Origin of the sequence: Pseudomonas graminis (assembly GCF_004364335.1) — a bacterium.
Classification (GTDB): domain Bacteria; phylum Pseudomonadota; class Gammaproteobacteria; order Pseudomonadales; family Pseudomonadaceae; genus Aquipseudomonas; species Aquipseudomonas graminis_D.
In genome coordinates this window covers 48,102-72,207 of sequence record NZ_SOCR01000005.1, presented here as the reverse complement: position 1 = coordinate 72,207, position 24,106 = coordinate 48,102, and the positions used below count along the sequence as shown (strand labels likewise).

Genomic DNA, 24,106 nt, shown 5'->3' with positions numbered 1-24,106 from the left:
TCGCAGCGGGCGTGTAGCGCGAAGGCTTATAAGGATGAGCTTGATGAGCGCGGGCTCAGAATGCCGTTGCGCAAAAAGGGCGCGATGGTGCCAGCTTTAACCGCCGTGGGGAAGGGTGTTTCGGCCACTGGCGCGATCGGCAGCCATTCTTGTGCGCTTATTTGGTGCCATTTCGTCGTAAGTGTGTATTTTCGGTGCGGCCAATCGTCTCACTCCTGTTGCGCTCGGTAACATTTCCTACATGACTGGCGAATTGCTATTGCATTCATGGACTTGCGGAAACCGTCTGGAACGGCCGTATCCCGCTGCGACGTCGTATCTGAAACATTCTGGCGTAATTCTTGCGTAAAAAATAAATAACAGAGCTGTTGTGTTCTCTTTACGAAGAGCCGCCACGCGTCCTGATCCGTACAAAAATCCTTCTAAGGTTGGTTCCATGAGCAGTACACCCAACGCTTCAAACCTTGAACAAGGGCTCAAACCGCGTCACATCACCATGCTCTCTATTGCCGGCGTCATCGGCGCCGGTCTCTTCGTTGGCTCCGGCCATGCAATTGCCGAAGCCGGACCGGCCGTGCTTCTGGCTTACGGCGCCGCAGGTACGCTGGTGGTGCTGGTGATGCGCATGCTGGCGGAAATGGCCGTCGCTTCGCCGGACACCGGTTCTTTTTCGACCTACGCCGACCGCGCGATCGGGCACTGGGCCGGCTTTACCATCGGCTGGTTGTACTGGTGGTTCTGGGTGTTGGTTATTCCGCTGGAAGCCAACGCCGCCGCGACGATTCTGCACGCGTGGTTTCCGAACGTGGCGATCTGGGCGTTCACGTTGGTGATCACCCTGCTGCTCACCGCGACCAACCTGTTCAGCGTGAAGAACTACGGAGAGTTCGAGTTCTGGTTCGCGCTGATCAAGGTCATCGCGATCATTGGCTTCGTGCTGCTGGGCATTGCGGCGGTGTTGGGTTTGCTGCCGAACAGCCAGGTCAGCGGCGTCAGTCATCTGTATGACACGCAGGGTTTCCTGCCTAACGGCATGGGTGCGGTGCTGGCGGCGATGCTGACCACCATGTTCTCGTTCATGGGGACTGAGATTGTCACCATCGCAGCGGCAGAATCGAAGAACCCCGGCCAGCAAATCACCAAGGCCACCAACTCGGTGATCTGGCGGATCTGCCTGTTCTACCTGCTCTCGATCTTCCTCGTCGTCTCACTGGTGCCGTGGAACGACAGCCGTCTGGCTGAAGTGGGTTCGTACCAGACCGTGCTCGATCTGATGGGCATTCCGAACGCCAAGCTGATCGTCGACATCGTCGTGCTGGTCGCAGTGACCAGCTGCCTGAACTCGGCGCTTTACACGGCTTCACGCATGCTCTTCTCCCTCGGCAAACGTGGCGACGCGCCTGCTGTTTCCCAGCGCACCACCAAAGCCGGCACGCCTTACTGGGCGGTGTTGCTGTCGACCGGCGCTGCGTTCGCTGCCGTGTTCGCTAACTACGTTGCACCGGCTGCGGTGTTCGACTTCCTGCTGGCAAGCTCGGGCGCGATCGCGCTGCTGGTGTATCTGGTCATCGCCGTGTCCCAGTTGCGTATGCGCCGCAAGCGTGAAGCAGCAGGTCAGGCCATCGACTTCCGCATGTGGCTGTTCCCGGGCCTGACCTGGGCGGTGATCGTGTTCATCGTCGCCGTGTTGACCGTCATGCTGTTCCAGGAAGGCCACCGCATGGAGATCATTGCCACCGGGCTGCTGAGCATCCTGGTCGTGGCGGCCGGTTTGATCGTCTCGAACCGTCGCAAGGCGGGGAAGGCTGGCAAGGTTGTGATGAATTGATGGGGGAGTGAGTCGGTTATGACCGACCGCTGTCGAGAAGCCGCTATCAGGGATGATGGCGGCTTTTTTTGTCTCGATGATTGGGTCGTGAGGAGTGCGGGTATTGCTCGCGATTGTGGCCTCGCAGGCCCATCTCTATTGAATTTGGATAAGTCATCGCGGGCAAGCGCTCCTACACTGTTCTGCGCATTCTCCCTAACACCGACTTGCCACGCACTTGGTGCAACACGACCGCCGCCAGATGCAGCGCAACCAACCCTGCCAACACCGCGCACAGAACGTGATGCACCTCATGCAGCTCCATGAGCGCGATCTTCGAGTGGATCAGCTGTGGCAGCGGCACCAGCGCCAGGAGCATGACGGGGTGGCTCATCATCAGCACCCCGGTGATCAACACGCCGGCCACTGCCGCGTAGATCGCCTTGTGCGCAGCGCTCGCCAGTCGTGCCTGAACGTTTTTAGCGGTGGTAGGTGAGGGCGCCTTGATTGCCAGCCACAATCTCCAGGCAAAGAACGGAATAAACAGGCTGGTCAGCTGTGGATTGAACGACTCGACCCATTGCCGAAAGGGGTCGCTCTCATCGAGCAATGCCACGCCGAAGCCGCTGAACGTCGCCCACAGGATGACTGCAGCAGACAGCCAATGCAGGAAGATTCGGGTTCGGGAGTAAGGGCTCGTTTCGCCTGAAGCGGGTTCCGGCACAGGAGTATTTGGGAGTGTCAAAACGGCCAGCCTTTAGTTGAGAAGGAGTTGCATTCTCGTAATGGCGCAAAGCTACCGTTTTGACCGGGGTCATGTAAATCAAAAAACGTTTTAAGAACGCCCGCTTGCACCCTGTGCGTTCTTTTTCTGCAGGATCACCGACGCTTCGTAGTAGGCGGTCTGGAAGGCGTCGCTGCCGATCCATTCAACGGCGGAGTCTTCATCTTCCTCATGGAAGAGCCCGCGGTAGGTGATCAGCAGGCCCATCATGAAGTCGGTCGCCGGCTCTTCGTCTTCTTCGGCGATCACCAGCTCCAGCACCGGGTATTGCAGGAAGACCACGCACATCGCCAGCAAGCTTATCGATTCAGCCTGCTTCATTGCTTCGAACAGGTCGTCGAAATCCGCCGGGTCGAAACCGTTTTCTTCGATGTCCTTGAAATCGAACGTGCTCAGGTCGATCTCGACGTCATCGAAGGGCTCGTTGACGAAGGCGTGGTTGAGCACCGGGTGAATGACGCTCGGCCGGGCCTTGCCGGAACGGTTCTGCTTGGCTTTGGCCTTTGCACGCTGGGCGCGTTTTTGCTGTTTGTCGGGGGAGGCCATGACGGCGGTTCCTTGTGCGGTGCAGCCATTCGCATGGCCCAGGATCATCGGGCGCGTATTGTATTCAGTCTTGTGCCGGTTCGTCGTGCTTGTTGCGGTCGATCCCCAGCATCTCCAGTGTGGATTCCATCTCGATCTCGCCGAGTATGGCGCGGAAGGCCTCATAGAAATCATCGTCGTGGATGCGCGCCCGAACGGTCGCCTCGTCCAGTCCGTGGGCCCACATCATGTAGGCGCCTAGCGTGCTGACAAGGACGTCGAGGTAATTGTCGAAGTCCATGTCGTAGAAAGCGTGGGCGGCTATCGGACCTCTGGCGAAGGCATCGAGCAAATCCAGGAATCCTTGCTGCTCGGCCAGCTTGAGCGCTTCGTAATGCGCGAGGCGTTGCGCCTGAGACGGCTCTGGCGCAGGGGTCTGGTACACCTCCAATAAGAGCATTTCATCTTCAGTGAGCGACATCCCGATGTCCTCGCCCCTGATCACCGCCGCCATCGCCTCCCGCTCTTCTTCGTCCATGTTTTCGAGGATGTCGGGCTCTACGAAATTCTCTAGCAGGGTATCGTCGTCCAACAGCGCTGCTTCGTCGTCCGACAAGAAGTCAGGCATGAAGTAATCCGGGACGATGGGGCTGAGGGTCTGCGGATGCTGACGGGCGACACGCTGCGCCTTGGCTTTGGTCTTGGCGCGCTTGGCGCGTTTCTGTTGCTTGCTGACAGATGCCATCACGAAGTCCCCTGGTCGGCTCAAGCCTGAGATGTTAATAAATCGCGCCCAATAAAAAACCCCTGAATCTTTCGATGCAGGGGTTTACGGTATTTATGGTGAATCTTTTGTGGCCGTCCGTCCCGGCGCTGGTCACCCGCCAGTGGTTCTACCCTATCAAGATTTATCCACGGCAGCCGATGTGTGGGTATGAGCATGCCGTTGGACATACTCTGAGCTGAATCTCCCTAGCCCAGTCCAGCACCGCCGTTTTAGTCCTGCCCGATGTTCCTCCGAGGGACTACTTCCCCCACTTGAGATTGAATCCATGCGAATAACCATACCGGTACTGCTTTTAGGAATGCTTGGCACTCAATGCGCGCTGGCGGCTGGGGATGGAACATCTGCAGTGGGCGGAGGCATAGGCGGTGCGCTCGGGAATGTGATTGGACAGCAAATGGGTGGAAGCACCGGCGCGGCGGTTGGTGCTGGTGTCGGCGGAGCCGCTGGCGGAGCTTTAGGCGCCAAAAGGGGAAGCAAGACCGAAGCGGCTATCGGCGGGGGGCTGGGGTCAGCGGGTGGGTCTGTCATTGGTAACCAGTTGGGTGGCTCAACAGGGTCAACCATAGGTGCCGGCTTAGGCGGCGCTGCCGGAGGCGCAGTGGGTAGCAACTTGGCAGATGACGGCGGCAACAATCGATCTCACGGCAAGCGACATGGGCACAAGAAAAACAAGCATGATTGATAGCCCGGCTATCTGCTCCCATACCTCCAATCAAGCGATTTGAGCGACGACGCAGGCGTTTGTCGGAGACGTCGGCCACCACCTGGGCGTCTTCAGGCAGATCCGTCTATGAGCTCACGAATCTATTCACATAGATCCGGGCTTACAAGGAAGCGGTGTGGAACCGTGAAAAGCAAAAAGCCCGCACGAGGCGGGCTTCTTGTGTGTTTTCAAGCGTGCTTGGCATCACCTGAAAACGAAAGGTGGTGCCCAGAGACGGAATCGAACCGCCGACACGGGGATTTTCAATCCCCTGCTCTACCGACTGAGCTATCTGGGCAACGGGGCGCATTAAACGTGTTTTTCAGGAGGTCGTCAAGCGGGGTGTTGAAAAAAATCTGAATTATTTCCTCCGCTTACGACGACCACTGTCTGCGAAGGGTTATTCGGCAGGGGGAACGTAGCCGTCGGCCTTGGCGTATTCCTCGCCGGACAGGTATTTGTCCATCTCGGTCTGCAGGAATTTGCGATCTTCGGCGTTCATCATGTTCAGGCGACGCTCGTTGATCAGCAGGGTCTGGTGTTTCTGCCAGTCGGCCCAGGCTTTCTGCGAGACATGGTTGTAGATGTCTTCACCTTTGGCGCCCGGATACGGCGGACGGTCCAGGCCAGGCAATTCTTCTTTGTATTTGCGGCACATTACGGTGCGGGTCATGAGGACTCTCCTGCATTCAATACGTCGGCTGCGTTTTTCAGCAGTTTCTTCACCGGGGCGGCAAGGCCCAGGCGCGGCGGGGTGGCGAGGTTATACCAGAGCCAGTCGTCCTCGGCCACGTGATGGGCGGACGCGCGGACCCGGACCAGCCACGGTTCAATGGTCAGCTGAAAGTGGCTGAACGTGTGGATCAGGCCCGGTAAGGCTTGATGCTCGCCCAGCTCAAGGGCGTGCTGGTTGGCCAGATGCTGCATGTCGTTGAAGTCGTCCAGTTCCGGCAGGCTCCACAGCCCGCCCCACAGCCCGGTCGAAGGGCGGCGATACAGCAGAATCGCGCCTTCGTGGTTGGCGAAGATCGGCATCAGGGTGCGTTTTTGCGGCACGACCTTGCGCGGTTTCGGGATGGGATAGCGGGTTTCCTGACCTAGCATGTGCGCTTCGCAGCCGCGCTCGAGGGGGCAGAGCAGGCAGCTGGGTTTGGTCCGGGTGCAGAGCGTGGCGCCCAGATCCATCATCGCCTGGGTGTAGTGATTGACCCGACTGTGCGGCGTGTAGCGCTCGGCCGTCACCCACATCTGCTTCGCGACCTTGGGCTCGCCCGGATAGCCTTCCTGCGCAGTGAAGCGGGCGAGTACGCGCTTGACGTTGCCATCAAGAATTGGCGCACGCAGGCCCATGCTGATGCTGGCAATCGCGCCGGCTGTCGAGAGGCCGATACCGGGCAGCTCGACGAGCTTTTCCACGTCGCGGGGGAATTCACCACCGTGCTCGGTTACCACGATTTTCGCGGCTTTCTGCAAGTTGCGCGCGCGGGTGTAGTAACCCAGCCCGGTCCACAGATGCAGGACCTCATCTTCCGGCGCTTCGGCCAGGGCCTGCACGGTGGGCAGCGCTTCCATGAATTTATCGAAATAGCCAAGCACCGTGCTGACCTGGGTTTGCTGCAGCATGATTTCCGACACCCACACGCGGTACGGGGTGATGTCGTGCTGCCAGGGGAGATCGTGACGGCCGTGGCGGTCGTACCAGTCGAGAACGGCGGAGGAGAACTGCTCGGGTTGCATCAAGGGTTCCGGTGATCAAAGAGAGGGTTAAGGTTGATGCTGATCTGCGGGTGATTCCCCGTGGAGAGACGCCGCGCGATCAGGTAGCAAACGAAATCCCGGTGGGATTGACCGGGGTGGCGCTCCACCTTGCTCGCGAAGGCGGTGTTCCGACCGCTGGGACCTTAGCGGATGTACGGGCCTCTTCGCGGGCAAGCGCGCTCCTACAGTTTGTTCTGCAGCGCCTGTTGAATGGGTTTAACGCTTGAACAATCCCTTGATCGCATCCTTGAGCTCGGGACTCACCTTGTCCCCCAGCTTTTCATCGAGCTTGTCGCCAATCCGGTCGCCTGCCAGTTTCGCGGCGACCTTGCCCAGGCCGTCGTTATCCAGACGGCAGGCCTTGGCGCCCATTTCCAGCGGGCCACGGCAAAGTACCGGCCATTCGATGCCGACAAACCGGGGGTTCACTTCGCAGGCCGGGTCCGGCATGTCGCTCTTGTCGCCTTCGATGATCACACCGACGCGGTAATTCATGCCCATGACGCGCAGGTCGATGTCGCCATCACCATTGACGGTCAGGCCCGGCGTACGGACTTTCAGGTCCGGGTTGCTGGCCACGCCATTGCGGAACACCAGATTGCCATTCAACTGCTGGAAGGGCGTGTCCTTGCCGCGCGGCTCGCCGCTCAAGCTCTTGCGGTTGAGCGTCGAGATGCCCCGGCAGAGTTGTTGTTCGAGGTTGGCATTGACCAGCACGCCGTCGTTCAGCGCAAAATTGGCGGTACCGTTGAGACTCTCCACCAACGCCTTCTCGCTGTTGCCTTTGGCGGTCACGTCGCTGGTGAGGTTGAGCAGGCCGCGCAGAGGTGGCGTGGTGCCCTGGCTCTGAATGAAGTGTTCCACCGGCACTTTGGCGATGCGGGTCTGAACGCTCGCCAACGGCACTTCGGGACGCGCGTCGAGATTGCCCTTGACCTCGAAATTGCCGTTGTACAGATCGCCGCGCAGGCTGTTCACCGTGATCACGCCATCAAGCGCCGATGTTTTCAGCGCGGCATTCTGGATCGGCAGTTTCTCCAGGGTCAGCTTGCCGAAACTCAAATCGGCATCGACATCCAGTTTGCGCAGGCGCTCAAGGGGCAGCAGCTTCGTGTCGCTCCAGGCACCTTGGGTCGGCTGGTTCGGCAGCGGCGAGGTGCCCGACGCCACCATGGCTTCGGCCTCGGCGCCCTGAACTTCGGCTTTGCGAGCGGCGCCTGCGCCCTTGGATTGTTCACTCTCGGGCATGCGATAGCGGTCAGCGTTGAACGTGTCGGCCTTGAGTTGAAGGCGAAGGGACTGTTTGGCGAAGTCTTCCACGGCGACGCGCCCGCTGATGGTGCTGTCGTCGAGTCTCACCGTGAGGTCATCCAGCGCCACGCTGTTGGGCGTTGCCGCGATGCGGGTGACCAGTTCCAGTTTGTTCAGGCTGCCGTCGCCAAGGGTTGGCGCAGGCTGGCCGATGTTGTCGAGGAAGTCGCGCAGGTTGAACTGGGCAATCGAGATGCCGCCCGTGAGTTGCGGGGTCTTGTCCAGATCACGCACATGCAGCTCGCCGAGGGCGCGCAGCTGGTTGGCGGACAGCTTTAAATTGGTCCATTCCGCGACGTTGGCGGACATGTCAGCCAGCAACTGGCCCTGGGCCGAGAACGTCAGGGTCTTGCCCTGCAGCGGATCGCCCGTCACATCGCCGGAGAAGCGCATGTCATCAAGCTGATAACGCTTGAGGGCGCGATCAAAGCGCAGCTTGCCGGTCAGTTCGGTTTTGGTGCGCACGACGGGTTGATTGGTGCTGAGGAACGCGGTCAGTTTCAGCGGGATATCGGTCGCGTTGTGGATCGGGCCGGTACTCAGCTGAATGCTCTCGGCGGTGAACTGCCGGGCCTTGGGAATATCGTTGAAATCGATCCGCGCGTTGTTCACGGTCAGGCTGTCGATGTCCAGCTTGAGCGGCTGCCATTGCTTATCGGGCTTGGCGGACGCGCTCTCGGCGGGCGAAGACGGCGTAGCGGGCGGCTGGGCTGGATTGGCTGCGGTGGCGGGCACTTTGCCGATGTCTTCCCAGTTGCCGTGGCCGTTTTCATCGCGGGTCAACGTCAGGTTCAGGCCCTCGACACGCACGTCGCTCATCTGCACTTCCTTGCGCAGCAGCGGCAGCACGCGCACGGACAGCCCGAGCATCTGCAGGTCGGCGAAGGGTTTGGTCGGCTCGCTCAAAGTGGCGACGCTGGCGTCATGCAGCTCCAGGCCAAGCCACGGAAACAGGCTCCAGCCGATATCACCATTGAGCGTCAGCTCGACATGGGCGCGATCGCGAACCAGTTTTCGAATCTCGTCTTTGTAGTCGTTGGGATCAAAAAAGTGGGTCAGGGCAAAGCCAAGAGCCACGATGATCAGCAACAGCCCGAGAAGGGTGAGCCCCAGGATTTTGCCGAACGCTTTCATGGGCGAGTCCTTGTGTCGAGTCGTTCAAAATTTAGCCCGCGAGTATAGCGTTCTCGCACAGGCACAGGGTTTTGGATCGCCACAGACGCTGCCGATCAAATTGACGGGGCGTTGCACAGTGACAGATGGCACGAAAAAGGTAGTAGCAGAGTGCTTTCTTTTAGGCCGCAAATGGTAATCTCGCGCCATTCGCCAGCTTTGCTGCGTCGAATTGTCACGTAAAGAGATGTTCTGCCGATAAACCACCAAGGCCTGCGTGCTTTAAGAGTGGTGGTGGGGCTATGTCGCTGTTCTTGCGGGATACAACTATAAATTGGGGGCAACAATAAGATGACTACGAGCACTGCTCTGGGTGGTACTGCCGCTCAGCCTGCGTTCTTGTCCAAAGAGCGCATTATCGCCAAACGCGGTTTCAACCGTTGGCTGGTTCCGCCAGCCGCATTGGCAATCCACCTGTGTATTGGTATGGCCTACGGCTTTTCGGTGTTCTGGCTGCCGCTGTCCAAGGCAATCGGCATCAAGGCCGCTGTCGCCTGCCCGGCTGACATGGGTTTCTTCGAGCAAGTCATTTCGTCCAGCTGTGATTGGCCGATCTCCATGCTCGGCTGGATCTACACCCTGTTCTTCATTTTCCTGGGTTGCTCCGCAGCCATCTGGGGCGGCTGGCTGGAACACGCAGGCCCGCGCAAGGCCGGTGTGGTATCGGCATTGTGCTGGTGTGGCGGTCTGCTGATCTCGGCGCTGGGCGTTTATACGCACCAGATCTGGTTGATGTGGATCGGCTCGGGCGTGATCGGCGGTATCGGTCTGGGCCTGGGTTATATCTCGCCGGTCTCGACGCTGATCAAGTGGTTTCCGGACAAGCGCGGCATGGCGACCGGTATGGCAATCATGGGCTTCGGCGGTGGCGCGATGGTTGGCGCTCCGCTGGCAACCGCATTGATGAGCCACTTCGCCACGCCTGACAGCGTTGGCGTCTGGCAGAGCTTCGTGGTGATGGCGGTGATTTACTTCATCTTCATGATCGGCGGCGCACTGTCTTACCGCGTTCCGCCTACCGGCTGGAAACCTGAAGGCTGGACCGCTCCGGTGAAGAAAGCCAATAGCGCGATGATCACCAACCGCCACGTGCACGTCAGCGTTGCCTGGAAGACGCCTCAGTTCCGTCTGGTCTGGCTGGTGCTGTGCCTGAACGTATCGGCAGGCATCGGCATCCTCGGCATGGCTTCGCCCCTGCTGCAGGAAGTGTTCGGCGGCAAGCTGCTGGGTACCGATCAGCCGTTCGGGCAGCTGGATGCCTCGCAACTGGCGGCCATCGCGGCGATCGCCGCGGGCTTCACCGGTCTGCTGAGCCTGTTCAACATCGGCGGTCGTTTCTTCTGGGCATCGTTCTCGGACTACATCGGCCGTAAAGCCACCTACTTCGTGTTCTTCGCGCTGGGCTTCTTGCTCTACGCGTCGGTACCGACCCTGGGTCACCTGGGCAGCGTTGCGCTGTTCGTGGCGGCGTTCTGCGTCGTGCTGTCGATGTACGGCGGCGGTTTTGCGACCGTTCCGGCCTACCTGGCCGACCTGTTCGGTACGCAAATGGTCGGTGCGATCCACGGTCGTCTGCTGACCGCATGGGCTGCCGCTGGTGTCCTTGGCCCGGTGCTGGTGAACTACCTGCGTGAGTATCAGTTGAGCCACGGCGTTGCACGCGCCGATGCTTACGACATCACCCTGTACATCCTCGCGGGCCTGCTGGTGTTGGGCTTCATCTGCAACCTGCTGGTGCGTCCGGTGGCCGATAAATACTTCATGACCGACGAGCAATTGAAGGCTGAGCAAGCCTTCGGTCACGATGCCGGCGCCGATCACAGCACTTCGCTTGAATGGAAAGCTGATCCAAGCACCAAGCCACTGGCGATTCTGGCCTGGCTGGCAGTGGGCATTCCGTTGGCGTGGGGCGTGTGGATCACTCTGCAGAAAACTGCGGTGTTGTTTCACTAAAACCCTGGCGGTGTCGGCCTGAAGATTTCAGGCTGGCCCCGCACCCTGTAAGAGCCGGCTTGCTAGCGAACCTGGATGTCTCAGGCAAATCATTTGAACTGACGCACCGCGTTCGCCAGCAAGCCGGCTCCTGCAGTCCATTTGTACAGACATGTACATCTTCGTCAGTGCCATTCCCCTCGGTCCGGCATTGCTCGCTTCATGTTTCTGTTTCCCCGCCACACGCCTATAATGGCCGCCTTTTCGCCCAATGATTTTGCGGAGTTGGTGATGGCCGAACGTATGGTGTTCGTCGAGCGCGACACCCTGGAAACCCAGATCAAAGCCTCGATCAACCTGGATGGCACCGGAAAGTCCCGATTCGATATCGGCGTTCCTTTCCTTGAGCACATGCTCGACCAGATCGCCCGTCACGGGCTTATCGATCTGGACATTGAATGCAAAGGCGACCTGCATATCGACGATCACCACACTGTGGAAGATGTCGGCATCACGCTGGGTCAGGCGTTCAGCAAAGCCATCGGCGACAAAAAGGGCATCCGTCGCTACGGCCACGCCTACGTCCCGCTGGATGAAGCGCTGTCGCGCGTGGTCATCGACTTCTCCGGTCGGCCTGGCCTGCAAATGCATGTCCCGTACACCCGCGCTACCGTGGGCGGCTTTGATGTGGACCTGTTCCAGGAGTTCTTCCAGGGTTTCGTCAACCACGCCAACGTCACGCTGCACATCGACAACCTGCGCGGCCACAACACCCACCACCAGATCGAAACCGTCTTCAAGGCGTTCGGCCGTGCGTTGCGCATGGCAGTAGAGCTCGATGACCGCATGGCTGGTCAGATGCCGTCGACCAAAGGCGTGCTGTAATGCAGACCGTTGCCGTTATCGACTATGGCATGGGCAATCTGCACTCGGTGGCCAAGGCGCTGGAGCATGTCGGCGCTGGTCGCGTGCTGATCACCAGCGATGCCAACGTCATTCGTGAAGCAGACCGTGTCGTGTTTCCCGGTGTCGGCGCGATTCGCGACTGCATGGCGGAAATTCGTCGCCTGGGCTTCGACACGTTGGTGCGTGAAGTCAGTCAGGACCGTCCGTTTCTCGGAATCTGCGTAGGCATGCAGGCGCTGATGGAGCGCAGCGAAGAGAGTGGCGGCGTCGACTGCATCGGCGTTTTGCCTGGGCAGGTGCGCTTCTTCGGCAAGGATCTTCACGAAGATGGCCAGCACCTGAAAGTCCCGCACATGGGCTGGAACGAAGTGGCGCAGGCCGTGGACCACCCGCTGTGGGCCAACATTCCGGACATGGCGCGGTTCTACTTCGTGCACAGCTATTACATAGAATCGCCGAACGCGCAGCAGATCGTCGGTCGTGGCCACTACGGTCATGACTTCGCCGCCGCTTTGGCCGATGGCTCGCGCTTCGCCGTGCAATTTCACCCCGAGAAGAGCCATACCCATGGCCTGCAGTTACTGCAGAACTTCGCGGCGTGGGACGGCCGCAGGTAATGAGCAAGAAAACCAAGCCGCCGATCCTGACCCTCACTCCCGAGCAGGAGAGCGAGGCGTGCCACACGATCAAGCGGTTCATGGAAGACCGTTTCGAGCTGGACCTGGGTTCGTTCGAAGCGGCTGAAATTCTGGAATTGTTCACCCGCGAGATCGCACCGCATTACTACAACCGGGCGATCTTCGATGTTCAGACGCACCTCAAGGAGCGTTTCGAAAGCATCGAAAGCGACCTGTGGGCGTTGGAGAAGAGCAGCTAGAAGCGTCAAGCCTCAAGCTGCAAGAATTAGTAGAGATGCCACTTGCAGCGTAAAGCGCGCGGCTCGCAGCTCTTTTGACGAAGGAAAAAGCATGCTCATTATTCCCGCGATCGACCTTAAAGACGGCGCCTGTGTACGACTGCGCCAGGGTCGGATGGAAGATTCCACAGTGTTCTCCGATGATCCGGTGAGCATGGCTGCCAAGTGGGTCGAGGGCGGCTGCCGTCGCTTGCATCTGGTGGACCTGAACGGCGCATTCGAAGGCCAGCCGGTCAATGGCGACGTCGTGACGGCGATTGCGCGTCGTTACCCGAATCTGCCGATCCAGATCGGTGGCGGTGTCCGTTCGCTGGAAACCATCGAGCACTACGTCAAAGCTGGCGTGAGTTACGTGATCATCGGCACCAAGGCGGTCAAGGACCCTGACTTCGTCGCCGAAGCCTGCCGCGCGTTTCCGGGCAAAGTGATCGTGGGCCTGGATGCCAAAGACGGCTTCGTCGCCACCGACGGCTGGGCTGAAGTCAGCACCGTGCAGGTAATCGATCTGGCCAAGCGCTTTGAAGCAGACGGCGTCTCGGCCATCGTTTATACCGACATCGCCAAAGACGGCATGATGCAGGGCTGCAATGTCCCGTTCACCGCCGCGCTGGCCGCCGCGACCCGCATTCCGGTGATCGCCTCGGGCGGCATTCATAACCTGGGCGACATCAAGGCGCTGCTCGACGCAAAAGCCCCCGGCATCATCGGCGCAATCACCGGCCGCGCGATCTATGAAGGCACGCTGGATGTGGCTGAAGCCCAGGCGTTTTGTGATCAGTACTCGGTCTGATTTGTAGTAGCGCGCTTGCCCGCGATGGCGATGTGTCAGGCGCTCAACATAGAGGGTCTGCTGACGCAATCGCGGGCAAGCGCGCTCCTACAGGTGGCCAATATTTCGGAGATTGACCCTCATGGCCCTCGCCAAACGCATCATCCCTTGCCTGGACGTCGACAACGGCCGCGTGGTCAAGGGCGTGAAGTTCGAGAACATCCGCGACGCCGGTGATCCGGTCGAGATCGCCCGGCGTTATGACGAGCAGGGTGCGGATGAAATTACCTTCCTCGACATCACCGCCAGCGTCGATGGCCGCGACACCACGCTGCACACCGTCGAGCGCATGGCCAGTCAGGTGTTCATCCCGCTGACCGTGGGTGGCGGTGTGCGCACCGTGCAGGACATCCGCAACCTGTTGAACGCAGGCGCGGACAAGGTCTCGATCAACACCGCGGCTGTGTTCAATCCCGAGTTCGTTGGTGAAGCCGCAGCCCGTTTCGGCTCGCAGTGCATCGTTGTGGCCATTGATGCCAAGAAGGTCTCGCTGCCCGGCGAAACCCCGCGCTGGGAAATCTTCACTCACGGCGGCCGCAAGCCGACCGGCCTGGACGCAGTGATGTGGGCAAAGAAGATGGAAGACCTCGGTGCCGGGGAGATTCTGTTGACCAGCATGGACCAGGACGGCATGAAGAACGGCTTTGATCTGGGCGTGACCCGGGCGATCAGCGATGCCCTCGGCATTCCGGTGATTGCTTCCGGTGGCGTCGGCAATTTGCAGCATCTGGCAGACGGCGTACTGGAAGGTCATGCCAGTGCGGTGCTGGCGGCGAGTATTTTTCACTTCGGCGAATACACCGTGCCGGAAGCCAAGGCGTTCATGGCGGCGCAAGGGATCGTGGTTCGCTAAACGACTGCGTGGTTCAGAGCGACGAGGCACGTTCGCTCTGAAACCGACCACGTCCGCCGCCGAACTGGACTTTGCAGGCCGTTAGCGGCACTCTTTTGCCGTCGTCAGGATCAGGTGCCAGGGATATGTTCAAAGGTGTTTTTCTCGCACTGGTCAGCGTCGCGACATTGCTGTCAGCAGCCGTCCGGGCCGACGATACGCCGGCCTATTCAATGGTCCTGCTGACCGAAAACTTCCCTCCTTACAACATGGCCACCGACGGCAAGAATTTCGCCCAGGAAGCTAACATCAAAGGCATCGCCGTCGAGGTGGTGCGCGAGACCTTCAAGCGCGCCGGTATCGGCTACAACCTGACCCTGCGCTTCCCCTGGGATCGCATCTACAGGCTGGCGCTGGAAAATCCCGGTTACGGCGTGTTCGTGACCGCGCGATTGCCTGAGCGCGAAAAGCTCTTCAAGTGGGTAGGCCCCATCGGCCCCGACGACTGGATTCTGCTGGCGCGGGCTGACAGTCAGATTCAGCTGAGCACGCTTGAAGGCGCGCGGTCTTACCGAATCGGTGCCTACAAGGGCGACGCGATTGCCGTGGAGCTTGCGCGCCAGGGTATGAACCCGATCACCGTGCTCAGCGACAAGGACAACGCCAGGAAGCTGGTCGACGGTCAGCTCGATCTGTGGGCCACCGGCGATCCGGCGGGGCGCTACCTGGCGCGGCAAGAGGGCATCACGGGATTGAAAACCGTGCTGCGTTTTAACAGCGCCGAGCTGTTTCTGGCATTGAACAAAGAAACTCCGGACGCCGTGGTCCAGCGGCTGCAAAGTGCGCTGGACCAACTGCGCAAAGAAGGCGTGGTCGATTCGATTTTCGCCAAATACCTTTAATGACTTCCATCACCTCTGGCGAAACGCGTCCGGCCTAGCGATAACGCCCGTTCTTGCCATGGCCGGCCATCGCCTCATTTCCGCGCTCAGTGACCATGTGGCGGATCTCGATCAACTCTATCCCTTGGGATTTAAGCTTGGGCAGCTCGCGCTCAAGCACATCGAGCGTCACCGGATAGGGATGGCCGATCATCACGGCCGAGCCTTGCTTGTGAGCGAGTCTGATCGCCGTCTGTAGCTGGCCGTTAATGGCCTCTGCGGTGCGCTCGTCGTCGAGGAAGACATCGCGAGACACGCTGGCCAGACCGATTTTCTGCGCCTCGGCGGCGGCAACGGTTTTGGCGCTGGTGCGGCTGTCGACCAGAAACAGATGACGGCGCTGCAACTCGCCCACCAGCCAACCCATGGCCACCGGCTCGGCCGTCATGCGACTGCCCATGTGGTTGTTGATGCCAGCGGCATAGGGGACTTTCAGCAGCGCGGCGCTCAGACGCGATTCGAGCTCAGGCAGCGGCAGTTCGGGATGCCAGGCGTATGGCCCGGTCGCCGGGTCCATGGGCATGTGCAGCATGACCGTCTTGCCAGCCTTGTGTGCCTGACGGGCAAAATCGGTGGCATGGGGCGTGTCGGGCATGATCGCCAGCGTCACGGGGCCGGGCAGGGCCAGCGCGCGGCTGTCCCGTTCAGGATTCTGTCCGAGGTCGTCGATGATCAGGCTGAGATAGGCGACCTTAGGCGCTTTGCCGACGGACGCTGAAGATTCGGCGGGCGCTGCGTGTGCAGCACCCGTCGTCACGGCAAGGGCGCAGATGAGCCCGGTTAACCAGACGCGCATCTCAATTGCCGCGCGTGACACTCAAACCCTTGAGCAAGCTGAGGGCCTGGTTCATCTGGTAGTCATCGTCCTGCGGACGCGCCTTGCCAGCCTTGGCCTTGGTGGTCGGTTTGTCCGCGCCGCCGTTGCCGTTGCCCAAGTGACCGAGCAGATCGGCCTCTTTGTAATTGTCGCCGTCGGCTTCGGCGGTGAGCTTGGCGCGTTTGACTTCGATGTCCGGGTTGATCCCCTGGGCCTGAATAGAGCGACCGTTCGGCGTGTAATACAACGCCGTGGTGATCTTCAGCGCGCGGTCGTTGGCCAGCGGCAGAACGGTCTGCACCGAGCCTTTGCCGAACGTATCGGTCCCCATCAAGATGCCGCGCTTCTGGTCTTGCAAGGCGCCGGCGACGATCTCCGACGCCGATGCGCTGCCGCCGTTGATCAGCACCACGAGAGGCACGCCTTCGCTGGCGTCGGCCGGGTCTGCCGAGAAGCGCAGTTCGGAGTTGGCGATGCGGCCTTTGGTGTACACGATCAGGCCCTTGGTCAGGAAGTGGTCAGCCACTTCGACCGCCGCCTGCAACACACCGCCCGGGTTGTTGCGCAGGTCGAGGATCAGGCCGCTCATCTTCTTGCCGTTGTCCTTGCGCAGCTTGGCCAGTGCCTTGCCGACTTCTTCGCCAGTCTTGACCTGGAACTGGGTGATGCGGATGTAGCCGTAACCCGGCTCCAGCATCTGCGCCTTCACGCTTTTGACCTGAATGGTGGCGCGCGCCAGCGTCACGTCGAACGGGGTGCCGCCGTCACGCACCAGCGTCAGGGTGATCTTCTCGCCGAGCTTGCCGCGCATCTTGTCCACGGCTTCCTGCATGGTCTGGCCCTGGGTCGGCGTGCCGTTGATCTTGACGATCAAGTCACCTGCCTCGATGCCGGCCTTGGATGCAGGGGTGTCATCGATGGGGGAAACGACTTTTACAAAGCCGTCTTCGACGCCCACCTCGATACCCAGCCCGCCAAACTCGCCGCTGGTGCTTTCCTGCAGCTCCTGGAAATCTTCCGGGCCCAGGTAAGCGGAGTGAGGGTCGAGGTTGCTGAGCATGCCCTTGATGGCATTTTCCAGCAGGGTCTTGTCATCCACGGGTTCGACGTACGCCGCTTTGATCCGGTCCATGACCTCGGCGAAGGTGCGCAACTCGTCGAGCGGCAGCGGCGCTTTGATGTTCGCGGCGTTGGCGGGCGCAGTGGCGGCGGGCGCAGGAGCAGGGGCGGCACCGGCAGCCTGGGCCAGAGGAGCGCCGATAACCACGGCGATAGTCAGGGCCAGCGAGGTGAGGCGGGACGAAAACAGCATGTCTTACGAACTCCTGAGTGAGGTGTCGACTTATCCTTGAGTGCGACACCATTGGGCCGGATCACTAGGGCGACCCTGCTGACGAATAGCGAAATACAACGCCGGAGTGTCCTGACCACCACCACTGTTACCAACAGTGGAGATCGCTTCTCCGGCTTTTACGACGTCACCGGCCTCTTTCAACAGGCTCTGGTTGTGACCGTACAGACTCAAATAACCATTGCCGTGGTCGAGGATGACCAGAAGCCCGGCGCCACGCAACCAGTCGGCGAAGACCACCCGACCGCCGTGCACCGCACGGACCTGGCTGCCTGCAGCCGCACTGATCATCACGCCGTCCCACTTGGTGCGTTCATCATCGCCACGGCTTTCACCGAATCGCGCCAACAATCGACCATCGACCGGCCAAGGAAGTTTTCCCTTTGCTTGCTCAAAAGCGCCGCCATACGACTGACCGGCACTGGAAACCATCGCCCCGGGCGCTTTGGTTGGACGACGCGGCGCTTCATCGCTGTCGTCCTTCGCATCGTCTTTGGCCCGGTTTTTCGCCAGCGCTTCCTGCTCGCGCTGACGCTTCTCGGCCTCTTGCTGCGCGAGCAACGCCTTCTGGCGCGCCTCTTCGGCTTCGCGGGCCTGGCGGGCAAGGGTTTCTTCGATGGTCTTGAGGACCTTGGTCAGATCAGTTTGATCCTGCTGCCGTGACTGCAGCTTCTGGTCGCGAACCTTGTAGTCCTGATTCAGCTTGGCCAGCGCCACCTGACGTTCCTGGCGAACGGTATCGAGCTGGGCTTTCTGGTCATCCAGCGAACTCTTCTGCACCAGAAGCTGCGCTTGCTGCAGGTCGATGTCTTTCTCCACGCCGGCCAGCTGATGCAGGGTTTCGTTGAAGTTGCGCAACTGCTCCAGGCGGGCCTGGCTCAGGTAATCGTAATAGGTGAGGGTACGGGCGAATTTCTCGGGATTCTGCTGATTGAGCAGCAGTTTGAGGTATTCCTGGCGGCCGCTCTGGTAAGCCGCGCGGGCCTGAATGGCGATCAGTCGTTGCTGTTCAACGCGTGCGCTCTGGAGTTTTTTTTTCTCCTGGTCGAGCCGTTGCAGCTCGCTTTCAGTCTTTTTTAGTTCTTTTTGCAGGGCCTCCACCTGCTTTTCCAGCTTGCCCATCTCCGTTTCAGTTGAGCGCAGGTCTTTCTGAACGCCTGACTTTTCTTCCTGCAACTGGCTCAGCGCTTTCTTCAGTTCGGTAATGTCCTGACGCGTGGCATCCAGCTGTTTCTGCGTTTGTGCGCGATCATCGTCGGCGAAGGCCGGATTGAGCATACAAATCAAAGCGAAGGTGATCAGGGCGCGAAGCATGAGGTTGGGAGATACCAGGAGTGAAGACGGGCCTAGTATGCCCGGCGGTGGCTGCAAAAAAAACGCTCGGACGACGTGGCCGTCAGACATTTCATACAAAACCGGCCCGCCAGCGACTGGCGGACCGGTTCGAGGGGCTTACTTGGCGACCAGAATCGACGTGCCGGTCATTTCTTGCGGGATTTCCATACCGAGCAGCGTCAGCATGGTCGGCGCGACGTCCGCCAGAACGCCACCTTCGCGGACCTTCAGGTCACGTTTGCCGACATAAATGAACGGTACCGGCTCAGTGGTGTGCGCGGTATGGGGCTGGTGGGTCTCCTCGTTGGTCATCTGTTCGACGTTGCCGTGGTCCGCGGTGATCAGCGCTTCGCCGCCGACTTTCTCCAGCGCCTGGGTGATGCGCCCGACGCAGACGTCCAGGCACTCAACGGCCTTGACCGCCGCTTCCATGATCCCGCTGTGGCCCACCATGTCGCCGTTGGCGTAGTTGACGACGATCACGTCATAACGCTGATGCTCGATGGCGTCGACGATTCGGTCGGTGACTTCCGGCGCGCTCATCTCTGGCTGCAGGTCGTAAGTGGCCACTTTTGGAGAAGGGATCAGGATGCGTTCTTCGCCGGGGAAGGGCTCTTCACGGCCGCCCGAGAAGAAGAACGTCACGTGGGCGTACTTCTCGGTCTCGGCGATGCGCAGCTGCGTTTTGCCGTTGTTCGAGAGGTATTCGCCGAGCACGTTGTGCAGACCGGCCTTTTCGAACGCAGCCGGTGCGTCGATGGTGGCTGCGTACTTGGTCAGCGTGACGAAGCCGGCCAGTTTGGCCTGACGACGACGGGCGAAGTCCGCGAAATCGTCTTCGACGAATACGCGGGTCAGTTCCCGGGCGCGGTCGGAGCGGAAGTTCATGAACACAACCGCGTCGCCGTCTTCTACTCTCACCGGTGCGCCAATGCTGGTGGCTTTGACGAATTCGTCGTTTTCGCCACGTGCATAAGCGGCGTCCAGCGCAGCTTTGGTGTTGTTGGCGTGGAATTCTGAGGTGCCGTCGACGATCAGGTTGTAGGCGGATTCGACACGGTCCCAGCGGTTGTCGCGGTCCATGGCGAAGTAACGGCCAATGATCGTCGCGGTGCGACCTTTGCCCAGACGCGCGTAGGCTGCTTCCATGGTCTGCAGGTATTGATGGGCGCTGCGCGGTGGCGTGTCGCGACCATCGAGGAAAGCGTGCAGGTAGATCTTGTCGGCGCCGCGCTTGACCGCGAGCTCGACCATCGCCACCAGGTGATCTTCATGGCTATGCACGCCGCCGTCGGACAACAGGCCAAGGATGTGCACGGCCTTGCCGGCGCCAACGGCCTGATCGACTGCTTTGCAGATGTTGGGGTTTTCGAAGAACTCACCGTCGCGGATCGCTTTGGTCACGCGGGTGAAGTCCTGATACACCACGCGGCCGGCACCCAGGTTCATGTGGCCGACTTCGGAGTTGCCCATCTGCCCGTCAGGCAGACCGACATCCATGCCGGACCCGGAGATCAAGCCGTTTGGCATGGTCTGGTACAAGCGATCGAAGACCGGCATCTTCGCTGCGTAGACCGCATTGCCGTGGTGGCTGTCGCTGTGACCGAAGCCGTCCAGGATGATCAGAACCAAAGGTTTAGGCGTGGTAGTCATGAATCCCACTCTTGGCTAATAGGTGAAGTAGAAAAAAGATCGACAGTTTAGGGACAAGTTCAAATCAGCGACAAGCTAAACGGCGTCACTGCCGTACGGGCTTTGGCCCACCTTGGGGGCTGTGTATACTGGCCGACATTTTAACGCCCTGGAACCTGATGATGGTTGCTCACCTGATTGAATTTGCCACGAATCACTATTTGCTGACGGGTGCTTTCGTCATCCTGCTGGGCCTGCTGATCGCAACGGAGCTTAGCAAAGGTGGCCGCAGCCTGAGCACCGGCGAATTGACCGCTCTGGTCAACCGCGATGAAGCCATTGTCATCGACGTCCGCGCCAAGAAAGACTTCACTGCCGGCCACATCGTCGGCGCCGTGAATTTCCCCCAGGACAAAATCCTGACCCGTACTGCGGAGCTGGAGAAATTCAAGCCTAAAACCCTGATCATCGTCGACGCCGCTGGCCAGCATGCCGGCCATACCGCCCGTGAACTGCTGAAGGTGGGCTTCAACGCCGCCAAGCTGTCCGGTGGTATTTCGTCGTGGCGCGGTGACAACCTGCCGCTGGTGAAGTGAAATGACCGACGTCGTCGTCTACTCCAGCGATTACTGCCCTTATTGCTCCCGCGCCAAGTCGCTGCTGGCGGGCAAGGGTGTCGGCTTCCAAGAGATCAAGGTCGACGGCAAGCCACAGATTCGCGCTGAAATGACCAAAAAATCCGGGCGTACCTCGGTTCCGCAGATCTGGATCGGCTCGGTCCATGTTGGCGGTTGCGATGACCTGTTCGCGCTGGAGCGCGCCGGCAAGCTGGATAAGCTGCTGAGCGCCTGAATTCGAACCGGGATGTGGAAACGATGGTTTTTGCACAGCCCGGAAGCCTACAAGACCTCAATGTAAGGATTTGAGATGACTGATCAACCGAATAACGGCGCCATTTCCAACGAAGAAGAAGCACCGCAGTTTTCCCTGCAACGCATCTACGTCCGCGACCTGTCGTTCGAAGCGCCAAAAAGTCCGGCGATTTTCCGTCAGGAGTGGACCCCGAGCGTCAGCCTGGACCTGAACACCCGCCAGAAGCAGCTGGAAAATGACTTCTATGAAGTCGTGCTGACCCTGTCGGTCGAAGTGAAGAACGGCGAAGAAATCGCCTTCATCGCTGAAGTCCAGCAAGCCGGTATCTTCCTGATCAAGGGCCTGGATGCCAGCTCGATGAGCCACACCCTGGGCGCTTTCTGCCCGAACATCCTTTTCCCGTACGCTCGCGAAACCATCGACAGCCTGGTTGTCCGTGGTTCGTTCCCTGCGCTGATGCTGGCCCCGGTGAACTTCGACGCCCTGTACGCGCAAGAACTGCAACGCATGCAGGAAAGCGGCGAAACGCCAACGCCTACCGTCCAGTAAGCGTTGTCGCTGAAATAAAAAAGCGCCTGTAATGGGCGCTTTTTTGTGGGCTGCTTTCGACGGTGCTGCAGGTCGGCTACTTGAATCCCAACTGCCGCCAGCCTTCATACACCGCAACCGCCACGGTATTCGACAGGTTCAGACTGCGGCAGCCTTCGCGCATCGGCAGGCGCAGGCGTTGGTCGCTCGACAGCGGATCCAGCACCTCCGGCGGCAAGCCTCGGCTTTCCGGGCCGAATAGGAAGGCATCACCTTCCTCGAATTGCGCATCGTGGAAAACCCGCGAGCCCTTTGTGGTAAAAGCAAACAGCCGCGGGTGGCCGATGCTTTCAAGGCAGCTCGGCAGGTCGGCGTGACGATGCAGCGTGGCGTATTCGTGGTAATCAAGGCCGGCTCGACGCAGGCGCTTGTCATCCAGCTCGAAGCCCAGCGGCTCGATCAAATGCAGGCTGCAGCCGCTGTTGGCGCAGAGCCTGATGATGTTGCCGGTATTCGGCGGAATTTCTGGTTGAAAAAGGATCACGTGAAACATGCACGGCTCCGAACGAAAGGACGGGATGCATTCTACCCCTGAAGAAGACCCCAGACCGAAGCTGTGGCCCAAGTTTCTGGGCTCGGTGGCGATCGTTGGCGTGATGGTCGGTCTGATGATCGGCCGCGTGACGACCCCGGACCCCATTCAGCTGCAAACCATCGAGGTGCTGCCGGACGGCGTTGCCGTATGGTTCAACCGCGAGCCGCAACTCCACGGCGAACACATCGACGGCGCGGTGGCATTGCTGTTCAACGCCCAGGGTCAGCCGCAGAAAGGCGAGCTGAAGCTCAACGGCAAAGACGTACGCTGGAGGGTGCAACGAAGCGATAAGGGATTGTTGCTGAACCTGCTGGCGGCCCGTCCTCTGCACGGCGACTGGCGCGGTGCAACCCAGGACGGGCGCTGGAGACTGGAGGTCAGTCTCCGGGAGGAATAAAAGAGGGGAATCCCCGGCCTGCCTGTACCAAGGTCCCCAAAACTGGTGATGTATAACCTATTGCAGCCTGCGTGCCAGTTTTGAGAAATGTCCGTAGGAATATTCGTAATGTCCTGCAGGAGTCGGGTTTAGGGCCTTGGAGACCGTGATTTTTCACTGCCTGCATGGCGCTGAGGTTCGAATCGGCTTTCGGAGTTGGACATTTGGTGAGCGTCTTTGCACGCTATTCGCGCATTTACCCGTGCCGAGTAACCAAAGTGATGCACGCCCTAAAGCGGCGACAAGTCTACAGCACACCTAGCGGCCCCTTCCCGGCAGAAGCCGGTCCGACTGAAAGCATTGCGTACATGCAGTGGGCTCGCTGACGCTCAAATTGTGGGACCGGCTTTAGCCGGGAAGGCGTCAGACGTTACGCCGCAAATCTATAGCGCACCCAGCGGCCTCTTCCCGGCTGAAAGCATCAGCGCACTTGCCGGCCTTTTATTAAAACGGCGCATCACCCAGGATCGTCGCGCGGTGCATCACACGGCGCTGCGGGCGGTAATCGTCGACCGCGTAATGCTGGGTCACGCGGTTGTCCCACATTGCCACGTCGTTTGCCTGCCAGCGCCAGCGCAGGGTGAACTCGGGTCGCGTGCTGTGGGCGAACAGCAATTTCAGAATTGCGTCACTTTCGGCAGCGTCCAGTTCATTGATCCGGGTGGTGAAGCCGTCGTTCACGAACAACGCTCTGCGACCGCTGACCGGGTGCGTACGGATGACCGGGTGCGACAGCGGCGGGTTTTTGCGGCGAGTCTCCTCCCAGCGGGCGAGATCTACCGCCGTGCTGCCAAAGCGCTCCAGCGGGAATGACCGGGTGAAGTCATGGGTCGCGGTCAGGCCGTCGAGCAACGTCTGCATCGGCCGGGACAGTGCTTCGAACGCAGCGATACCGCTCGCCCACAGCGTGTCGCCACCGTAAGCCGGCACCTGCTTGGCGCTGAGCACAGCCCCCAGCGCAGGGGTCGGCAGAAAGGTGACATCGGTATGCCAGATGGCGTTGTCGCGCACGTCGGTGACCGCCGTATCGAGAATCAGCACTTCAGGCTGCTCTGGCACATTGGGGTAGATCGGATGAACGTGCAGGTCACCAAAGTGGGCGGCGAAGCGCGCTTGTTGCTGCGGCGTGATCGGCTGATCGCGGAAGAACAGCACCTGATGATCAAGCAGCGCCCGTTCGATGGCGTTGCGTTGCTCACCGGTCAGGTCGCGGCTGAGGTCAACGCCGCTGATCTGTGCGCCCAATGCCGGGCTGAGCGGTTGGATGTCGATGCTCATGATGGTCTCGAGTGTTTTCGTTTGTTCGGCGCCGAGGTGTCGGCGTAGTCAATGTGA

The 24,106-nt window shown here is 60.0% G+C and carries 25 protein-coding genes and 1 tRNA gene; 13 read left to right on the top strand and 13 right to left on the bottom strand.

Annotated features, from left to right (window positions below):
* The first annotated feature begins 436 nt into the window (after positions 1 to 436).
* The gene (gene gabP / locus EC919_RS10240; protein WP_133773597.1) at positions 437 to 1,828 is read left to right on the top strand and encodes a GABA permease; all 1,392 of its coding nucleotides are present in this window, start codon (positions 437 to 439) and stop codon (positions 1,826 to 1,828) included.
* Between the two features lie 172 nt (positions 1,829 to 2,000).
* Here the strand turns inward: gabP and EC919_RS10235 are convergent, their stop codons facing one another.
* The 3 genes from EC919_RS10235 to EC919_RS10225 form a co-directional block, all read right to left on the bottom strand.
* Positions 2,001 to 2,552 carry a cytochrome b gene (locus EC919_RS10235; RefSeq protein ID WP_243842237.1) on the bottom strand — a complete coding sequence of 184 codons (552 nt, stop codon included), beginning with the start codon at positions 2,550 to 2,552 and terminating at the stop codon, positions 2,001 to 2,003.
* A gap of 90 nt (positions 2,553 to 2,642) precedes the next feature.
* Positions 2,643 to 3,137 carry a hypothetical protein gene (locus EC919_RS10230; protein WP_133773595.1) on the bottom strand — a complete coding sequence of 165 codons (495 nt, stop codon included), beginning with the start codon at positions 3,135 to 3,137 and terminating at the stop codon, positions 2,643 to 2,645.
* Positions 3,138 to 3,201: 64 nt separating this feature from the next.
* Entirely contained in the window at positions 3,202 to 3,861 is a 660-nt protein-coding gene (locus EC919_RS10225) for a hypothetical protein (protein ID WP_133773593.1), read from the bottom strand.
* A gap of 307 nt (positions 3,862 to 4,168) precedes the next feature.
* Here EC919_RS10225 and EC919_RS27410 point away from each other — a divergent pair, with 307 nt between their 5' ends.
* A complete protein-coding gene (locus tag EC919_RS27410; RefSeq protein ID WP_133773590.1) occupies positions 4,169 to 4,585 on the top strand; it encodes a glycine zipper domain-containing protein in 417 nt (138 codons plus the stop codon).
* Positions 4,586 to 4,828: 243 nt separating this feature from the next.
* On the opposite strand, the gene EC919_RS10215 is transcribed toward EC919_RS27410, so the two are convergent.
* From EC919_RS10215 to EC919_RS10200, 4 genes are all read right to left on the bottom strand, one after another.
* Positions 4,829 to 4,904: transfer RNA gene (locus tag EC919_RS10215), tRNA-Phe, on the bottom strand.
* 102 nt (positions 4,905 to 5,006) lie between these two features.
* Positions 5,007 to 5,279, bottom strand: a complete 273-nt coding sequence (locus EC919_RS10210; protein ID WP_122534024.1) for an oxidative damage protection protein — start codon at positions 5,277 to 5,279, stop codon at positions 5,007 to 5,009.
* Positions 5,276 to 6,343: an A/G-specific adenine glycosylase gene (gene mutY / locus EC919_RS10205; RefSeq protein ID WP_133773588.1), complete on the bottom strand. Its 1,068-nt coding sequence runs from the start codon at positions 6,341 to 6,343 to the stop codon at positions 5,276 to 5,278. Before mutY ends, EC919_RS10210 begins: the two co-directional genes overlap by 4 nt.
* Before the next feature lie 237 nt (positions 6,344 to 6,580).
* Positions 6,581 to 8,809, bottom strand: a complete 2,229-nt coding sequence (locus EC919_RS10200) for an AsmA family protein (RefSeq protein ID WP_133773586.1) — start codon at positions 8,807 to 8,809, stop codon at positions 6,581 to 6,583.
* 330 nt (positions 8,810 to 9,139) lie between these two features.
* Between EC919_RS10200 and EC919_RS10195 the strand changes: the two genes are divergently transcribed.
* The 7 genes from EC919_RS10195 (at position 9,140) to EC919_RS10165 (ending at position 15,165) form a co-directional block, all read left to right on the top strand.
* Positions 9,140 to 10,801: an OFA family MFS transporter gene (locus EC919_RS10195; RefSeq protein ID WP_133773584.1), complete on the top strand. Its 1,662-nt coding sequence runs from the start codon at positions 9,140 to 9,142 to the stop codon at positions 10,799 to 10,801.
* A gap of 270 nt (positions 10,802 to 11,071) precedes the next feature.
* Positions 11,072 to 11,665: an imidazoleglycerol-phosphate dehydratase HisB gene (hisB, locus tag EC919_RS10190; RefSeq protein ID WP_065987388.1), complete on the top strand. Its 594-nt coding sequence runs from the start codon at positions 11,072 to 11,074 to the stop codon at positions 11,663 to 11,665.
* Positions 11,665 to 12,303: an imidazole glycerol phosphate synthase subunit HisH gene (gene hisH / locus EC919_RS10185; protein ID WP_133773582.1), complete on the top strand. Its 639-nt coding sequence runs from the start codon at positions 11,665 to 11,667 to the stop codon at positions 12,301 to 12,303. The genes hisB and hisH overlap by 1 nt, the downstream gene beginning before the upstream one ends.
* Positions 12,303 to 12,563 (top strand): DUF2164 domain-containing protein, encoded by a 261-nt coding sequence (locus EC919_RS10180; protein ID WP_037016295.1) that lies wholly within the window; start codon positions 12,303 to 12,305, stop codon positions 12,561 to 12,563. Before hisH ends, EC919_RS10180 begins: the two co-directional genes overlap by 1 nt.
* A 91-nt stretch (positions 12,564 to 12,654) precedes the next feature.
* Entirely contained in the window at positions 12,655 to 13,392 is a 738-nt protein-coding gene (gene hisA, locus EC919_RS10175; RefSeq protein WP_133773580.1) for a 1-(5-phosphoribosyl)-5-[(5-phosphoribosylamino)methylideneamino]imidazole-4-carboxamide isomerase, read from the top strand.
* Between the two features lie 121 nt (positions 13,393 to 13,513).
* Complete coding sequence (gene hisF, locus EC919_RS10170; protein WP_074889818.1) at positions 13,514 to 14,284, top strand: imidazole glycerol phosphate synthase subunit HisF; 771 nt, start codon at positions 13,514 to 13,516, stop codon at positions 14,282 to 14,284.
* 125 nt (positions 14,285 to 14,409) lie between these two features.
* Positions 14,410 to 15,165, top strand: coding sequence for a substrate-binding periplasmic protein (locus tag EC919_RS10165; RefSeq protein WP_133773578.1), 756 nt, complete (start codon positions 14,410 to 14,412; stop codon positions 15,163 to 15,165).
* 34 nt (positions 15,166 to 15,199) lie between these two features.
* On the opposite strand, the gene EC919_RS10160 is transcribed toward EC919_RS10165, so the two are convergent.
* The 4 genes from EC919_RS10160 to gpmI all read right to left on the bottom strand — a co-directional run bounded on the left by EC919_RS10160 (position 15,200) and on the right by gpmI (position 20,360).
* Positions 15,200 to 16,000, bottom strand: a complete 801-nt coding sequence (locus EC919_RS10160) for a divergent polysaccharide deacetylase family protein (RefSeq protein WP_133773576.1) — start codon at positions 15,998 to 16,000, stop codon at positions 15,200 to 15,202.
* 1 nt (position 16,001) lies between these two features.
* Positions 16,002 to 17,333 (bottom strand): S41 family peptidase, encoded by a 1,332-nt coding sequence (locus EC919_RS10155; protein ID WP_108122742.1) that lies wholly within the window; start codon positions 17,331 to 17,333, stop codon positions 16,002 to 16,004.
* Positions 17,334 to 17,363: 30 nt separating this feature from the next.
* On the bottom strand, positions 17,364 to 18,686 hold the full coding sequence (locus EC919_RS10150) for a murein hydrolase activator EnvC family protein (protein ID WP_133773574.1): 1,323 nt from the start codon (positions 18,684 to 18,686) through the stop codon (positions 17,364 to 17,366).
* Between the two features lie 138 nt (positions 18,687 to 18,824).
* Entirely contained in the window at positions 18,825 to 20,360 is a 1,536-nt protein-coding gene (gene gpmI / locus EC919_RS10145) for a 2,3-bisphosphoglycerate-independent phosphoglycerate mutase (protein WP_133773572.1), read from the bottom strand.
* A 161-nt stretch (positions 20,361 to 20,521) separates the two neighbouring features.
* Here gpmI and EC919_RS10140 point away from each other — a divergent pair, with 161 nt between their 5' ends.
* The 3 genes from EC919_RS10140 to secB all read left to right on the top strand — a co-directional run bounded on the left by EC919_RS10140 (position 20,522) and on the right by secB (position 21,761).
* Positions 20,522 to 20,935, top strand: a complete 414-nt coding sequence (locus EC919_RS10140; RefSeq protein WP_133774191.1) for a rhodanese-like domain-containing protein — start codon at positions 20,522 to 20,524, stop codon at positions 20,933 to 20,935.
* A gap of 1 nt (position 20,936) precedes the next feature.
* Entirely contained in the window at positions 20,937 to 21,191 is a 255-nt protein-coding gene (grxC, locus tag EC919_RS10135; protein WP_065987377.1) for a glutaredoxin 3, read from the top strand.
* Positions 21,192 to 21,266: 75 nt separating this feature from the next.
* The gene (gene secB / locus EC919_RS10130) at positions 21,267 to 21,761 is read left to right on the top strand and encodes a protein-export chaperone SecB (RefSeq protein ID WP_065987376.1); all 495 of its coding nucleotides are present in this window, start codon (positions 21,267 to 21,269) and stop codon (positions 21,759 to 21,761) included.
* Positions 21,762 to 21,837: 76 nt separating this feature from the next.
* Here secB and EC919_RS10125 read toward each other — a convergent pair whose 3' ends face one another.
* Positions 21,838 to 22,293, bottom strand: coding sequence for a tRNA (cytidine(34)-2'-O)-methyltransferase (locus EC919_RS10125; protein ID WP_037016260.1), 456 nt, complete (start codon positions 22,291 to 22,293; stop codon positions 21,838 to 21,840).
* Here EC919_RS10125 and EC919_RS10120 point away from each other — a divergent pair.
* A complete protein-coding gene (locus EC919_RS10120; protein WP_133773570.1) occupies positions 22,292 to 22,732 on the top strand; it encodes a hypothetical protein in 441 nt (146 codons plus the stop codon). The two genes, EC919_RS10125 and EC919_RS10120, sit on opposite strands and share 2 nt — an antisense overlap.
* A gap of 483 nt (positions 22,733 to 23,215) precedes the next feature.
* On the opposite strand, the gene tauD is transcribed toward EC919_RS10120, so the two are convergent.
* The gene (gene tauD / locus EC919_RS10115; protein WP_133773568.1) at positions 23,216 to 24,049 is read right to left on the bottom strand and encodes a taurine dioxygenase; all 834 of its coding nucleotides are present in this window, start codon (positions 24,047 to 24,049) and stop codon (positions 23,216 to 23,218) included.
* Between the last annotated feature and the right edge of the window lie 57 nt (positions 24,050 to 24,106).